Source organism: Roseateles sp. PN1, from assembly GCF_038419725.1.
Lineage (GTDB): Bacteria > Pseudomonadota > Gammaproteobacteria > Burkholderiales > Burkholderiaceae_C > Paucibacter_A.
In genome coordinates this window covers 414,479-429,761 of the sequence record NZ_JBCARA010000002.1, presented here as the reverse complement: position 1 = coordinate 429,761, position 15,283 = coordinate 414,479, and the positions used below count along the sequence as shown (strand labels likewise).

Genomic DNA, 15,283 nt, shown 5'->3' with positions numbered 1-15,283 from the left:
TTCAGAGCCCGAGTTCGCTCTTGAGTCGCGCCAACTCCGCGCTGGGTTGAACGCTGGCCGGGGCGTTGAGCGCAGCGGTCAATTCTTCGCGGGCCTCGGCCTTGCGTCCGGCCTTGGCCAAGGCATAGGCCAGGTGGAAGCGAATCTCACCGCTGCCCGGGTTGCGCAAGCGGGCCTCGCGCAAATGCCGCAAGCCAGCTTCAGCCTTGCCGTTGAGTACCAGCAGCCATCCCAATTGATCGCTCAGCTCGGGGTTGCCGGGGGACAGCTTCAGCGCCTTCTCAGCCGTGGCCACCGCGGCCGGGTCGCCCATACGTTGCTGCAGAGATGCGAAGCCGCTCAAGGTGTCGGCATCATCGGGCTCGGCCGCCAGCAGCTTGTTGTAGCTGGCGCGAGCGGCTTCAGTCTTGCCGGCCTGGAACTGCACTTCGGCCAGGGCCTTGAGCAGAGTGCGGTCCTCGGCGTTCTTTTTGGACCAGTCTTCCAGCAGGCTCAGGGCACGGTTGGTATCGCCCGAGACGATCAGCGCGCGCGCCAGCAAAAGGGCGGTGCCGGTGTTGGGGGCCTTGTCCATCGCGGCACGGTAGGCTGTCACGGCCTGCGGTACTTGGCCGCGCATCATGGCCACATTGGCGCTGGTCATCAGCGTGGGCAAGGTGCCGGGGTATTTGCTGTTGAGCAGTTTGAGCCCGGCGTCAAGCTTGGCATTGTCGCCTCGCCGCGCTTCCACTTCGACCTGCAAGACCAGGGCCGCTTGGTCGTCCGGCCGAGCTTGCAAGGCTTTTTGGACGTTGTAGGCCGCGCCATCGGGGTTGCCGGTCATCAATTGCAGGCGGCCAATCATCACTTGCTTTTCCGCATCAAACTCAGCCAGCCGGGTCGCTTCCTGGAATGACAGGCGCGCATTGGTGCTGTCGCCCACGGCCAGGTATGCACGGCCCAGGGCCAGCTGAACCGGCAATTTGCTGGGGTGTTTGGCCACCAGCAGTTTGGCGGTGGCGAGTGCCTTGTCCAACTGTTTTTGGCTGGACAGCAGGTCAATCATGGCCAGGCCGGGCCTGGGGTCCGCGCGCTGCACGTCTTCGGCACGCTGCCAATGGATCATGGCTTCGGCGGGCTTGCCGGCGCGTAATTCCAGCACGCCCAGCTCGAACAGCACATCCGGGTCGTCCTTGACGCGGGTCAGCATCTGCTTGAGACGAATGCGGGCGGGGTCGAATTTCTTCTCTTCGATGTCCAGCCAGCTCAGGTTGATACCGGCAGGGCGGAACGCCGGGTCCTTGGCTAGAACCTGGCTGAAGGCCTCGCGGGCGCCGGCTTTGTCGCCGATCCGGCCCTTGATATTGCCCAGGAAGTTCAGCATGGTCAGGTTGCTGGGATCTTGCTTGACGATGGTTTGCGCGGTTTGCAGGGCACGTGCGCTCTGTCCTTCGCGGGCATAAATCATGGCCAACTGAACACCGGCGCGGGTGTCCTTGGGATTGTCTGCAAAGGCTTTTTCCAGATTGTTTAAGCCCGCCTTGTCTTGACCCATGCCTAGCTGGCTGAAGCCCAACTCGCGAACGGCATCCGGCGAGTTATTGCGCTGGGCAGATTTCTCAAAGGCGTCGCTGGCCTGCGAATAATGTTTGCGCGCCAGATGGACCGAGCCCAGCAAATACAGCACATGCGGGTCATCTGGCTTGGCGCGCAAGAGGTTTTCCAGCAGAGGCTGGGCTTTGCCGTAGTCACGGGTGTCCAGCAGGATGGTGGCCAGCAAGACCTGCGCGGTGTGGTGCCGTGGGTTGAGCGCAATCAGAATGTCCAGATAGGCGCGCGCTTTTTCGTTATTGCCCAGGGCCTTGTGGGAAAGGGCGCCCGCCAGCAGCAAGGGTTCATTGCCAATCAAGAGGCCTGGGGGCATGACGTCGATCATGCTGGTGGCTTCGGTGAATGACTTCTTGGCTGCGGCATCGTCGCCGCGCTGGCTGGCGAGCTGGGCACGGATGTAGGAGGCGCGGGGGTCATCTTGCTTGGCGGCCGCCAGCATGGCCAGATCTTCCTCGGCCTCCTTTTGGCGGCCCATACTCATCAGCAAGGCGGCATGCGAGACCCGGGCGTCGACCTGGTTGGGGTTGATGCTCAAAGCCTTTTCCTGCGAGGCCAGGGCGGCTTTGCTGTCTTGTGTGGCTTGCTGGATGGCGCCCAGGGTGTACCAAGCCAGGCCCAGCGTCGGGGCCAGTTCGGTGGCGCGCATGGCTGTCGCGCGCGCCTTGTCGCGTTCGCCTGCGCGCAGCTGCATTTGTGCCTCGGCCATCAGGGGCAGGGCAGAGCGAGGGTCCAGCGCCTTGGCATCGGCAAAGCTCTTGGCCGCCAGGGTGTTGTTGCCGCTCTGGGCGTAGGCGGTGCCGCGCAGCGTCAGCAACTCGGCTTGTTGGCTGGGCCCGAGGCCCGTGGTATTGATCTGCTCAAGCAGCTTTTTGCGCTCGCCTTGCTGCAGATAGAGCTGGGCCATGGGAATCGCCACTTCGCTGCGATTGACGCCCCGGCGCACGGCTTCTTCGAAGGCCGCCTCGGCGCCTTTGAGTTCGCCGCTCTTGAACAAGACCTTGCCGAGCAAGAGATGCGCGGCCAGCATCTGCTTGTCTTCTTGAATGGTGTTCTTGAGCTGGATGCTGGCGCCGCTCAAATCGCCTTTCTCAAAACGCTGCAGAGCGTCTTCGTAAAACTTGGCGGCCTTTTCGGGCGAGGCCTGGGCGGCACCCAGACTGGCCCCCAAAAGCATGCCCAAAAGCAAAGGGCGCAGGGCGCTTGCAGGCGAAGTGATGGGCAGCAGGCGAGGCTTGATGGGTGCAGTCATCCCCACAGTATCCGCAACTCGGCGGCGATTGCAGCCGCTGCCTGCTGGTCGTGGTGACATTGTTCATACAACTTCGCCTCTTCACCCCCTGCTTGCGGGGGTGGGGTGAAGCGTTCAACGCCATGCGCAGGGCTTCAGTAGCGCAGATCCAGGGTCATGATTTCGTTTTCGCGCTTCATCTGAAAACGCGACAGAAATGTATTGCCCAGCAAAACATGGCTCATCTGCCCCGGTGTGACGATGGCGTCGACATTGCGCAACTCCACTTCGCCGACCCGCACCGTGGCGAGCTGAAGCAAATGGGCGGGCACCACCCCATTGGCGGTCTGGGTCATGATGCGCCGGCCCTCACGGTACTTGAGATTCAAACGCTCGGCCTCGGCCTGGCTGATGGACACGGCGGTGGCGCCGGTGTCGACCAGGAACTGCGTCGTCAGGCCGTTGATGCTGCCGCCGCTGGTGAAGTGGCCGCCGGGGCCGGAACTCAACACGATCTGGCGGGCGCTACGAACGTTGCTCGTTGCGTCTCCGACCCGGCCGGGCGAGGCGCCGAGCACCAGAGTCTGGCGCCGCCCGGCAATTTCCACCACCGCGCGGTCCTCCTCCATCGAGATCAGGCGCACCCCTTGCACCGTGGCGCCCACGGCCACGGTCTTGGCCTCGCCGCCGATCAGCAGCAGGGCCGCCTTTTGGCCCAGGCTGCCGTTGAAGCTGAGCGTCGGCCCAGCGCTTGTGCTGTTGTTGGGGCCGCTGCTTTGCGCGGCAATAAGGCCTGCCATCAACGCCAAGCTGGCGCCGCAGACGAGGCGGCGGACGAGGCTGACGCTGGGCTTGGCCATGGCGGCTTAGTCGCGGAAGTTGCCGTAGCTCAGCGGCGTGTCGGCAAATTCTTTCTTAAGCGCATTGATCGCCACTTGCAGGTCATCGCGGTTCTTGCCCGTGGCGCGCACCGTGTCGCCCTGGATGGAGGCTTGCACCTTCATCTTGCTTTCCTTGATGAAGCCGGTGATCTTCTTGGCCAAAGGGGCCTCGACGCCGTTCTTGATCTTGTAGACCTGGCGGACCTTGTCGCCGCCCATCTTCTCGACCTTCTCTTGCTTGTCCAGGAAGCTGATCACCACGCCTTGCTTGGTCAGCTTGCTGTAGACCACGGCTTCGATTTGTTCGAGTTGGAAATCGCTGTCGCCGACGGAGTGGATTTCTTTCTCTTTTTCTTTCAGCTCGACGCTGGCGCTGGTGCCCTTGAAGTCAAAGCGGGTGCCGATTTCTTTGGAGCTGGTCTCGATACCGTTCTTGATCTTGACCATATCGGGTTCGAGGGTGATGTCAAAGCTAGGCATAGATGTTTATTCAATCTTGTGAGGTGAAAGGGAGGGGATTCCCACCCTTGATCTGGGAAAATTCTGCCATGGATGAAAAAGCGGTCAATCGGGACGAGGTTTCGGGCGCCAAACTGGTGCTGGAACTCGACGTCAATCTCAAGCCTTTTAACACCTTCGGTCTGCCAGCAACAGCCCGGCGGATGGTGCGCATCCGCGAAGCCGCCGATGTGCGCCGCGTGGTGGACCACCCCGAACTGGGCCGCGCGCCCAAGTTTGTGCTGGGTGGCGGCAGCAATTTGGTGCTGACCAAGGACATCGAGGCGGTGGTGCTGAAGATGGAAATTCCCGGCATGCGCTTGGTCGAGGAGCGCGACGATGCCTGGATTATCGAGGCCGGCGCCGGCGTGCCCTGGCATGACTTGGTGGCGTGGACCCTGGATCAGGGCTACCCCGGCCTGGAGAACCTGGCCTTGATTCCCGGCACGGTGGGTGCGTCGCCGGTGCAAAACATCGGCGCCTACGGCCTGGAGGTGCAAGACCGCATCGATAGTGTCGAAGTGGTGGACCTGGTGACCGGCCGCGTGGTGCGCCTGCCGGCCTCGGTGTGCAAGTTTGGCTATCGCGACAGCGTGTTCAAGCACAGCGACTTTGGTGGCTTGGCTGGCAAAAGCGTCATCACCCAGGTGCGCTTCGCTCTACCCAAGCCCTGGCGGCCGGTGCTGGGCTATTTGGAGCTGGAGCGCAAGATGAGCGAGACCGGCATCACGGCGCCCACCGCCCGGCAGATCTTTGATTGGGTCTGTGCCATTCGCCGCGCCAAGCTGCCGGATCCGGCCGTCATCGGCAACTCCGGCAGCTTTTTCAAGAATCCCCTGGTCACGCCCGAACAATGCCGCGACATCATCGGGCGCGACCCGAGCGTGGTGCATTACCAAATGCCCGATGGCCAGATCAAGCTGGCCGCCGGCTGGATGATTGATGCCTGCGGCTGGAAGGGCAAGGCGGTGGGCGGCGCGGCGGTCTACGAGCGTCAAGCGCTGGTGCTGGTGAATCGCGGCGAAGCGCGTGGCGCTGAAGTCGTGACCCTGGCCCGGGCGATTCAGGAAAGCGTCTACGGCCGTTTTGGCATTCGGCTGGAGCCGGAGCCGGTCTTGTTGTGATCGCGCCCTAACTGAGCGTTGGCGCGGGTTTCAAAAGCTCGCGTTCCCGGCACAGAGTAAGGCTGAGGTCAAACGCATCGAGCAATGCGGTGCTCTGTTGGCTGATCACCGGCCAGTCCAGCTGCCCGGCATTGATGGCGGCGCGCAGGCCCAGCTCCAGGCTCAGTGCCGGCTCCACCACCAGAAGCAGGCCCAGATTGGCGGCCGCGCCTTTGACGGCATGGGCGAGTCCGCGCAGCGGTAGTGCTTGGCGCTCGGCCAGTGCTTGCTGCAGGTCTGAGCGGGTCTGCGGCAGGCTGTCCACAAAGGTTTGGTAGAGATGCGCCACGGCCTCAGGCGCCAAGAGTTCGCGCAAGTCGGCCAGCACCCGCTCATCAAAGCGGCGGTCCGGCTGGGCCGCCGGGCTTGCATCCGTCGTTGCGACGCTGTCGGTGCTCTTCGCTGTTTTGATTGCTGATTCAGTGGCGGGGGCGAGCTGGCTGGCCAGTTGCTGCAGCGTCTGGGCCAGCAACTCGACGCTGACGGGCTTGGCCAGGAACTCGTTCATGCCTGAGTGCAGGGCGCGCTGGCGGGTCTCTTCGAATGCATCGGCCGAGAGCGCGTAAATCGGCGTCGCGCATCTTGGCGGCGCCATGGCGCGGATGGCCCGAGCGGCCTGGAAGCCGTCCATCACCGGGGTGTGCAAATCCATCAGCACCAGATCGAAGGGCTCTTGCTGGAGACGCTGCACGGCTTCAAAACCGTTCTCGCAGAACTGCGCGCTGTGGCCCAGTTTGTCCAGCACGGCGCGCAAAAAAGCGCGATTCGTTTCATGGTCTTCTGACACCAAAATGCGCAGCGGCCGCTGTGTGGCCTGGGTCAGGGCTCGTGCGTCTTTGCTGGCCTGGCTGGCGCTCAGTTGGGCCTGGCTTTCCACCAGGCTAAGGTCCAGGGTGAAGGTGGAGCCTTGGCCCAATTCGCTGGTGACGGTGATGTCCCCGCCCATGGCGCGCGCTAGATTGCGGGAGATCTCCAGCCCTAGGCCGGCACCGCCGAAACGGCGCGAGCTGCTGGCGTCGCCCTGGCTGAAGCGCTGGAACAGTTTGGCTTGGGTGTCGGCGTCCATGCCCACACCCGTATCGCTGACCTCGAAGCGCAGCAGCGGCAGGCCTTGCGCATCGGCTTGGCGGCTCAGCTGCAGGCTGACCCGGCCTTGCTCGGAAAACTTGACCGCATTGCTGAGCAGATTGAGCAGAATCTGCCGCAGCCGGGTCGGGTCGCTCATCACCCAGGCGGGCAGGCCGGCTTCGGCTTCGATGCGCAGGGCAAGGCCCTTGGCTTGCGCACTGGGCAGGCTGAGTTCCCGCAGCTCGGCCAGCAGCTCTTGCAAGGCCACCGGCTCCAGGTGCACGGTGATGCCGCCGGCCTCCATCTTGGAGACATCCAGAATATCGTTCAGCACGCTCAGCAAATGGCGGCTGGAGTCTTCGGCGGCCTTGAGCAGAGTGCGCTGCGAGCTATCCAGCGGCGTGTCGCGCAGCAGGCCCAGCATGCCCATCAAGCCGTGCATGGGTGTGCGTAACTCATGGCTCATATTGGCCAGAAAAACACTCTTGGCGCGGCTGCCGGCCTCGGCCTCGCGGCGGGCCTGCTGCAGATGTTGGGCGTGTTCGAGTTGCTCCTTGCCGTAGCGGGCCAGGCGCCTGAACTGGCTGATCACCACCGCGGCCAGGGCCAGGGTCAGGGTGCATTGCAGCAAGGTCAGGGCGATGCTCAGGTGGGCTTGGGAGCGCACCAGCTCGTTGCGCTCAACGGTGCGGGCGGCCACATGGTGCGAGGCGGTGAGTGAGAGATCGCGGATCGCCTCGCCCATGCCTGACATTTGCGCCAGCGCCAAGCGCATCTGCTCGGGATGGCTGCGCACCGTGGCCGCGGTCAGCGGCAGGGCATCGGCCCATTGCACAAAGCGCTTGCAGCGCACCAGTGTGGCGTCGTAGTTGGGGCTGCCGCGCAGCATCTTGGCGGCATATTCGCTTTCGATCAGATTGATGCGGCTGACGAAGATCTCGAAACGCTGCTCCACCTGCTCGGCGTCGACGCGGCTTTGGCTATCCAGGGCCTGTTGTAGTGAGAGCTGCAGCTTGAGGAACTCGGCTTCCAGCTGGAACAAGCTCCAGGCCAGATAGTCTTCTTCGTAGCGCCCGGTGGCATTGAGCAATTCGGTTTGCCGATGCTGCAGCATGGCCACGCCGCCAAAGGTGGTGATCAAGGCCAGTGCCATGGTCACCGCCAGCACCGTCCAGCGGCGCCGCTGCAAAAAAAGGGTGGAAGGCATCGGTGGCTACTGGGGCGGCGCCTGGCTAGCGAATCACCAAGGCCTTGAGCTGCCAGACCGAGCGGCTGTAGAACAGCGAGCTGCGCAGCTCGGGCGCGGTATCGAAGGGGTAGATGATGAATAAGGGGCCTTTGTCCCGCAGGGGCATGGCCTGATCGTCCATCAGCCTGGCCACGATCACCGGATGCTTGAGCGCGTCTTCCACCGGAATGCTGACCTTGTAGTCATTGATGGCGATGGCTTCCAGGCTCTTGCCATCAGCGCCGGCTGCCGCCAGCACATCGCGCAAGAGCGGGCCGGTGAATTTGCGCGGCTCGGCGTACCACGGCGTTTTGGTCTTGAAGCTGTGCTGCGGCAGGGCGGCCAGCATGGCCATGTCGAACACGGCGCGGTCCTGCGCGTTGGGGCGCTTGAGTTTGCCGCTGAGGGTCAGCACGACGCGACCCTTGGGCTCGGCCGTCCGCCCAGAAGAGGCGGCGGAAGCACTGACCCAGCCCGCCGGAGCCGGCGGGTCTTGTGCCAATGCCAAGCTCGCAAAGCTGGCGAAGGCCAAGCCCGCCAAGCCTGCCAAGACGGCAGGCCCGGTCAAGAGCAACCGGGCCGTGCCGGTCGGCTGCGCGGAACCGCCCCGCGCGCGCATCAGTTGTCGCCGCCGTCTCGCTTGAGCTGGGGCAGGTTGCTGCCCGAACCTGCTGTCAGCAAACCGACCTGGGCATAGGTGGTGAGCTTCTCACGCGTGTCCTTGATGTCCAGATTGCGCATGGTCAGCTGGCCGATGCGGTCCTGCGGCGAGAAGGGCGCGTCTTCCACCTTCTCCATGCTCAGACGCTCGGGTTGATAGGTCAGATTGCTCGAGACGGTGTCGAGGATGGAGTAGTCATTGCCACGACGCAGCTCCAGCGTCACTTCGCCGGTGACGGCACGTGCCACCCAGCGCTGGGCGGCTTCGCGCAGCATGATGGCTTGCGGGTCGAACCAGCGGCCTTGGTAGAGCAGGCGGCCGAGCTTGCGGCCGCTTTCGCGGTATTGCTCGATGGTGTCTTCGTTGTGGATGCCAGTAACCAGGCGCTCGTAGGCGATGAACAGCAGGGCCAGGCCGGGTGCCTCGTAGATGCCGCGGCTCTTGGCTTCGATGATGCGGTTTTCGATCTGGTCGCTCATGCCCAGGCCGTGGCGGCCGCCGATGCGGTTGGCTTCCAGCAGCAGGTCAACGGGGTTGCTGAAGACGATGCCGTTTAGCGCTACCGGTTGGCCTTCTTCGAAGCGCACCGACACGGTTTCGTGCTTGACGACCACGTCTTCGCGCCAGAAGGCCACGCCCATGATGGGGTTGACGATCTTCATACCCGAGCTGAGGCTTTCCAGGTCCTTGGCCTCGTGGGTGGCGCCCAGCAGATTGGAGTCGGTGGAGTAGGCCTTCTCGGCCGACATCTTGTAGCCGAAGCCCGCCTTGGTCATGAAGGCCGACATCTCGCTGCGGCCGCCCAATTCGTCGATGAAGGCCTGGTCCAGCCAAGGTTTGTAGATCTTCAGCGCGGGGTTGGTCAGCAGGCCGTAGCGGTAGAAGCGCTCGATGTCATTGCCCTTGAAGGTGGAGCCATCGCCCCAGATATTGACATCGTCTTCCTTCATCGCGGCCACCAGCATGGTGCCGGTCACGGCACGGCCGATGGGCGTGGTGTTGAAGTAGGTGATGCCGGCCGTGCTGATGTGGAAGGCGCCGCTTTGCAGGGCGGCAATGCCTTCGTTCACCAGCTGCGCGCGGCAGTCCACCAGGACGGCCTTCTCGGCGCCGTACTGCATGGCCTTGCGCGGAATTTCGTCGTAATCGGGCTCGTCGGGCTGACCCAGATTGGCGGTGTAGGCGTAGGGAATGGCACCCTTGTTGCGCATCCAATGCAGGGCCGCGCTGGTGTCGAGGCCGCCGGAGAACGCGATACCGACCTTCTGGCCGGCGGGGATGTGCTGAAGAATGGTGGACATGGGCTGTTGGAGTGAAGTGCTGGCGGGCATTTTCAGGCAAATTTAGGGCTAAACCCGCATCGGGCTGTTTTTGGGTCATTTTCAACGTGGTTCAAATGCGATTTCCGTGGCGCCGGCGTGGTTTCAGGGTCAATGTGTTTGATGGTGCGTCTCCTGTGGTGGCGCCTTTGTCTCGCTAGCGACAGCTGCTAGCGCGCGGCTCCACCCAGAATCGGCTCAAACACAAGGAGACCGACGAATGCCCGCAGACGCTCTGATTTCCCCGCAACAACTGGCTCAGCGCAGCCATTGGCCACGCCGTCTGCCGCGTGAGTTGCAAGTGCCGCAGACTTCCTTGTGGTTCAACCTGGAGGTGTCGGCCAAGCGCTTCCCCGATAAGGCGGCGACGATTTTCTGCGGCCAATCATGCAGCTACGCGCAACTCAAGGCCCAGGCCGAAGTGCTGGCCGGCTGGTTGCAGGCCCAGGGCGTGCAAGCGGGTGACCGGGTCGCCCTCTTTATGCAGAACTGCCCGCAATACCTGCTGGCGTTTTACGCGGTGAACCGGGCCAACGCGGTGCTGGTGCCAGTGAACCCGATGAACCGGGCCGAGGAGTTTGGCCACTACATCAGCGACCCCGCCACCAAGCTGGTGATTTGCAGTGCCGAGTTGGCCGGCATTGTTCACGCCGCCAATCAGGCCTTGCCGGAAGCCCAGCGGGTCAAGGCGGTGCTGGTGGCGCACTATGCCGATGCCCTGCCGGCGCAGGGCATCCCGGCCGAGTTGGCCGTGCCTGAAGCCTTGCAGCAGTTCTTGCAAGCCCGGCCTGATTTGCCCGCCATGGACGGGCTGACGCTCTGGGGCGATGCCCTGGCCCAAGGCCTGCGGCCCGGCCCCCACACGGCCGGCCCGGATGATCTGGCCTTGCTGCCCTACACCTCGGGCACGACCGGCCTGCCCAAGGGCTGCATGCACAGCAATGCCACCTTGATGGCCAATGCCTGCGGCGGTGGGCTTTGGGGTTATGCCTCGCCCGAAGCGGTGGGCCTTGCGGTTGTGCCCATGTTCCACATCACTGGCATGTTGTACGGCGTCTTGGGCCCGGTGTTTCAGGGCATGACCATCGTCATCATGCCGCGCTGGGATCGCGAGTTGGCGGGCCGCTTGATCTCGCGCTACCGGGTCTCGCACTGGACCTGTGTGCCGACCATGATCATCGACCTCTTCGGCAGCCCGAACTACAAGAGTTTTGATTTGAGCAGCCTGGTCTACCTCAGCGGCGGTGGTGCGGCGATGCCGCAGGCCGTGGCGGAACGCCTGCAGCAGGAATTCGGCCTGACCTTTGCCGAGGGCTACGGCCTGACCGAAACGGCCGCGCCCTCACACGCCAATCCGCCCGAGCGGGCCAAGCTGCAATGTCTGGGCATTCCCATCTTCGGGGTGGATTCGCGCATCATCGATCCGCACACCTTGACGGAACTGCCGATCGGCGAGGTGGGCGAAATCATCACCCACGGCCCCATGGTGTTTGGCGGTTATTGGCAGCAGCCCGAGGCGACGGCGGCGGCCTTCATCGAGATCGAGGGCAAGCGTTTTTTCCGCACCGGCGATCTCGGGCGCATGGATGAGGAGGGTTACTTCTTCATCACCGATCGGCTCAAACGCATGATCAATGCCAGCGGCTACAAGGTCTGGCCCTCGGAGGTGGAGATGCTGCTCTACCGGCATCCGGCGGTGCAGGAGGCCTGCATCATCGCCGCCAAGGACGCCTATCGCGGCGAGACCGTCAAGGCCATCGTCGTGCTGCGCGCCGAGGCGAGGGGCAATGTCAGCGAAGAAGACATCATGGCCTGGGCGCGCGAGCATATGGCGCTGTACAAAGCGCCCAAGCAGCTGGCCTTTGCCGACAGCCTGCCCAAATCGGGTTCAGGCAAGGTGATGTGGCGGCTCTTACAAGAGCGCGAGGAGCACGGCGCCTAAGCCAGCACGCCCTCCCGCTCGACTGCGGCTGGGGCCGGCTAGAAGCCCGCCCCCGGTTGGGCCAGATAGTCCAACTCCGCCGCGCCGGACTCGCGCCCGAGGATGGCGTTGCGATGCGGGAAACGGCCGAATTGCTGGATCACCGCCTCATGCTTGCGGGCATAGTCCAGCGCGCCTTGCAAGCGGGGGTCAAGTCTTGCCTGCTGCTCGAACTCGGCCACGCAGCGGCCTTGCATAGCGGCGTCTTCGGCATGCTCCAGCGGCATCAGGGCGAACCAGCGCTGCAGGGGCTGTAGTTGCTCAAAACCGTTGCTGCGTTCGCTGGCTAGCAAATGCAGGGCGTCCGCCAGGGCCAGCGTATCGCCCGCGAAGCTGCGGGCCTGGCCGCGAAAGACGTTGCGGGTGAATTGGTCCAGCAGCAGGATTCGGGCCAGGCGGCCCGGCGCCGTGGCGGCCCAGTCCTGCAAGCCGCCGGCCATGGCGGCTTCAATCAGCGTACTGAAACGCTTGCTGATGTCGGCGTCGGTCGCTGCGCTTTTGGTGAACCACAGCGAGCGGACCTGGTCGTCGTCCGCGCTGCCCAGGGCGCCAAACCAATAGTTCAGCACCGCTTGAATGGGTGCTGCCAGCGTCAGGCGCTGCCAGCGCGGCTGGCGGCGGATGAAGGCCGCCACATAGCTGCAGGCGGGCACGACTTGCATGCCCTCTTGCGTAGCGGCCCACTGCAGGCCATGCGTGACCAGCTTGGCCGCCAGGCCGCGGCCTTCCAGGGCGGGCGGCACGCCGGTGTGGTGAAAGATCAGCTGGCTGCCGCTGCGCTGGTAGTCCAGCTCAATGCTGTGGCCCTCGATCTGGGCATGAAAGCGGCCGCTTGCCGGGTCGTGCTGGATTTGCAAATCACTCATGGCCTGGTCTTCTTGCCTCTTCTTACAATTTCTGGGTTTAGCGTTTGAGCTGCTGCCACAGATAGGCGTATTCCATCGCCTGCAGGGTGGCGCGCTGCTCGTTGTCGGCAGCGCCGCCGTGGCCGCCCTCGATGTTTTCGAAGTACAGCAGATCGTGGCCCTGGGCCTGCATCAGTGCGGCCATCTTGCGAGCGTGGGCGGGGTGGACTCGGTCATCACGGGTCGAGGTGGTGAACAAGACCTTGGGGTACTTCACGCCCTTTTTGACGTTTTGGTAGGGGCTGTACTTGCGAATGAAGTCCCATTCCTCGGCCTTGTCCGGGTCGCCGTATTCGGCCATCCAGGAGGCGCCGGCCAGCAGCTTGTGATAGCGGCTCATGTCAAGCAAAGGCACTTGGCAGACCACGGCGTTGAAGAGTTCGGGGCGCTGCACAAAAGTGGCGCCCATCAGCAAGCCGCCATTGCTGCCGCCCATGATGCCCAGATGCTTGGGCGCGGTGACTTTGCGCTTGATCAGGTCTTCGGCCACGGCGATGAAGTCGTCGTAGCTGCGCTGCTTATTGGCCTTGATGGCGGCTTGGTGCCAACTGGGGCCGAACTCGCCGCCGCCGCGGATATTGGCCAGCACAAACACGCCACCGCGCTGCAGCCAAGCACGGCCGCGGCCGCCCGAGTAGCCGGGCTGCATAGAGGCCTCGAAGCCGCCGTAGCCGTAGAGCAAGGTGGGGTTCTTGCCATTGGCTTTGGCGCCGGCGGGCCAGACCACGAAGTAGGGCACGCGGGTGCCGTCGCGGCTGGTGGCAAAGAACTGCTCGGCCTTCATGCCGCCGGCGTTGAACAGCGGCTCGCGACTTTTCAGCGCTTGGCGTTCATCGCTGCCGGCCTGGGCCAGGTAAAGCGTGTCGGGGGTCAGAAAGTCCGCGTAATTGACCAGGTAGTTATTGGCCAGTTCGTCTTGCGGCAACTCGTTGTCATGCAGGCTGGCCAGGCTCAGGGTGCCAGGGAAGGGGGCTTTGATCAGGCGGTGCGTGGGCGTTGCACCGGTGAAGCTCCATTCCTCCAGTCGGCTGGCCACTTGATCGCTGACGTTCAGGATCAGGTGCTTTTGCGTCAGGGTGTAGCCGGCCAGCGAGCGGGTGGCGGTGGGCGCGAACAAGACCTGGAACTGCGCACGCTCACCGCGCAGGAAGGCCGCCGCATCGGTCAGCAGCAGGGAGCCGGCGCTGAATTTTTGGGGGCCGACTTGCCAGTCGCTGCGCGGCTCGATCAAGAGCTTGTCGCCCCAGAAATGCGGCTGCGCATCGCTGGGCAGGTCCAGCTTGACCAGCTTGCCGTCTTGCAGCAAGAAGCTGGCCTGGTTGTAGAAGTCCAGCGCGCGGCTGAATAAGGTGCGGGGGTAGCCGGGCGTGTGGTCCACCATCACGCCGGCCGCCACGTCTTGGGCCTCGCCTTCGAAGACGGTGGTGGCCGCGCTCAGCGGTGTGCCGCGTTGCCAGCGCTTGATGACGCGCGGGTAGCCGGAATCGGTCAGGCTGCCGGGGCCGAAGTCGGTGCCCACGTAAACCGTGTCGGCATCCACCCAGTCCACCGAGGACTTGGCCTCAGGCAGCACAAAGGCTTGCTCGCTGACGAAGGTTTTGGTCTGAGTATCGAACTCGCGCACCACATGCGCATCCGCGCCGCCGCGCGAGAGAGAGATCAGGCAGCGCCGGTAGTCGGGGCCCAGGCAGCTGCTGCCGGCGTAGACCCAATTTTCTTTCTCAGCCGCACCCAGGGCATCGATGTCCAGCACCGTTTCCCATTGCGGCTGGGCCTTTTGGTACTCGGCCAGAGTGGTGCGGCGCCACAGGCCGCGCTTGTTCTGCTCGTCTTGCCACAGGTTGTACAACCAGGGGCCCATGCGCTTCACATAGGGAATGCGGTCCTTGGCGTTGAGCACGCCGGCCAGGTCCTGGCGCAGGCCTTTGTACTCGGGGCGCGACTGCAAGACCTTGGCGCTGACGGCATTGCGCTCACGCACCCAGGCCAGGGCGCGTTCGCCTTGCACCTCTTCTAGCCATTGATAGGGGTCGGCGCTTTGCTGCACAGCCGGTGCGGCGGCGGGTGAACTCGCTTGGGCCAAGGCAGTCTCCGTGAACATCAGGGTCAGGCCGGCCAGGGTGAGGCTGGCGAAGGCTGAAGCAAATGCGATTGTGGGTTTCATCATTCCTGCGGGCGCTTGAGCGCGATGGGGTTGATTTCAATCGAGTCGGCGGCCGTGGAGACATAAATGCCGCCGTCCTGCACCGTCACTTGCAATTGCATGGTGCGCTGTGCCAGCTTGGCCAGGGCTTGCGACTGCTCATGCGGAATCTGCCAGACCGACAGGCGGTTCAGCCGCGTCAGCTTGGATTCGATATTGGCCCACCAGATCGGTGTGCTGTAGGCAAAGCCGTAGACGCTGACATGGCCCGAGCGGCCATGGGCTTTGAGCAAGCGGCGGTCATCGGGTTGGCCGAGGTCGATCCAGTGCTTGATGTCACCGGTCAGGTCGCGCTGCCACAGCTCGGGCTCGTCGGCATCGGCCAGGCCCTTGCTCAGCTCCAGCTGGCCATTCAGATCATCGGCCTGCACATTCAGCGCAAAGGCCAGGATGCGGATCATCATGCGCTCGTCGGTTTCCGAGGGCTGGCGGGCGATGGTCAGATTGTGTTCGCCGTAGACATTGCGGTCCATGTCGGCGATTTGGACTTGGGCTTTGTGGATGGTGGCCTTGATTGCCATGTGGGCGCGTTTCTCTGGTGGTGGTCGGCGGGGTGGC

At 63.7% G+C, this 15,283-nt stretch carries 11 protein-coding genes; 2 read left to right on the top strand and 9 right to left on the bottom strand.

Annotation, left to right across the window (positions count from 1 at the left end; genetic code table 11):
* Position 1 precedes the first annotated feature (1 nt).
* The 3 genes from prsT to AABB87_RS04535 form a co-directional block, all read right to left on the bottom strand.
* A complete protein-coding gene (gene prsT / locus AABB87_RS04545; RefSeq protein ID WP_341970132.1) occupies positions 2 to 2,839 on the bottom strand; it encodes an XrtA/PEP-CTERM system TPR-repeat protein PrsT in 2,838 nt (945 codons plus the stop codon).
* 134 nt (positions 2,840 to 2,973) lie between these two features.
* Positions 2,974 to 3,678 (bottom strand): retropepsin-like aspartic protease family protein, encoded by a 705-nt coding sequence (locus AABB87_RS04540; protein WP_341970131.1) that lies wholly within the window; start codon positions 3,676 to 3,678, stop codon positions 2,974 to 2,976.
* Between the two features lie 6 nt (positions 3,679 to 3,684).
* Positions 3,685 to 4,179, bottom strand: coding sequence for a YajQ family cyclic di-GMP-binding protein (locus AABB87_RS04535; protein ID WP_058720138.1), 495 nt, complete (start codon positions 4,177 to 4,179; stop codon positions 3,685 to 3,687).
* A 113-nt stretch (positions 4,180 to 4,292) separates the two neighbouring features.
* Between AABB87_RS04535 and murB the strand changes: the two genes are divergently transcribed.
* Positions 4,293 to 5,321 (top strand): UDP-N-acetylmuramate dehydrogenase, encoded by a 1,029-nt coding sequence (murB, locus tag AABB87_RS04530; RefSeq protein WP_341970275.1) that lies wholly within the window; start codon positions 4,293 to 4,295, stop codon positions 5,319 to 5,321.
* 7 nt (positions 5,322 to 5,328) lie between these two features.
* On the opposite strand, the gene AABB87_RS04525 is transcribed toward murB, so the two are convergent.
* The 3 genes from AABB87_RS04525 to argG are packed head-to-tail and all read right to left on the bottom strand — an operon-like array spanning position 5,329 to position 9,618.
* On the bottom strand, positions 5,329 to 7,635 hold the full coding sequence (locus AABB87_RS04525; protein ID WP_341970129.1) for an ATP-binding protein: 2,307 nt from the start codon (positions 7,633 to 7,635) through the stop codon (positions 5,329 to 5,331).
* Between the two features lie 25 nt (positions 7,636 to 7,660).
* Complete coding sequence (locus tag AABB87_RS04520) at positions 7,661 to 8,275, bottom strand: molybdopterin-dependent oxidoreductase (RefSeq protein WP_341970127.1); 615 nt, start codon at positions 8,273 to 8,275, stop codon at positions 7,661 to 7,663.
* On the bottom strand, positions 8,275 to 9,618 hold the full coding sequence (gene argG / locus AABB87_RS04515; protein ID WP_058720136.1) for an argininosuccinate synthase: 1,344 nt from the start codon (positions 9,616 to 9,618) through the stop codon (positions 8,275 to 8,277). Before argG ends, AABB87_RS04520 begins: the two co-directional genes overlap by 1 nt.
* A gap of 238 nt (positions 9,619 to 9,856) precedes the next feature.
* Here argG and AABB87_RS04510 point away from each other — a divergent pair, with 238 nt between their 5' ends.
* Positions 9,857 to 11,578: a long-chain fatty acid--CoA ligase gene (locus AABB87_RS04510; protein WP_341970124.1), complete on the top strand. Its 1,722-nt coding sequence runs from the start codon at positions 9,857 to 9,859 to the stop codon at positions 11,576 to 11,578.
* Between the two features lie 38 nt (positions 11,579 to 11,616).
* Here AABB87_RS04510 and AABB87_RS04505 read toward each other — a convergent pair whose 3' ends face one another.
* Genes AABB87_RS04505 through AABB87_RS04495 form a run of 3 tightly spaced genes read right to left on the bottom strand, consistent with a single transcriptional unit; the run spans position 11,617 to position 15,246 of the window.
* Complete coding sequence (locus AABB87_RS04505) at positions 11,617 to 12,483, bottom strand: DUF924 family protein (RefSeq protein WP_341970122.1); 867 nt, start codon at positions 12,481 to 12,483, stop codon at positions 11,617 to 11,619.
* Positions 12,484 to 12,520: 37 nt separating this feature from the next.
* Positions 12,521 to 14,689: a prolyl oligopeptidase family serine peptidase gene (locus AABB87_RS04500; RefSeq protein WP_341970120.1), complete on the bottom strand. Its 2,169-nt coding sequence runs from the start codon at positions 14,687 to 14,689 to the stop codon at positions 12,521 to 12,523.
* Entirely contained in the window at positions 14,686 to 15,246 is a 561-nt protein-coding gene (locus AABB87_RS04495; protein ID WP_058720134.1) for a YaeQ family protein, read from the bottom strand. Before AABB87_RS04495 ends, AABB87_RS04500 begins: the two co-directional genes overlap by 4 nt.
* Positions 15,247 to 15,283 lie beyond the last annotated feature (37 nt).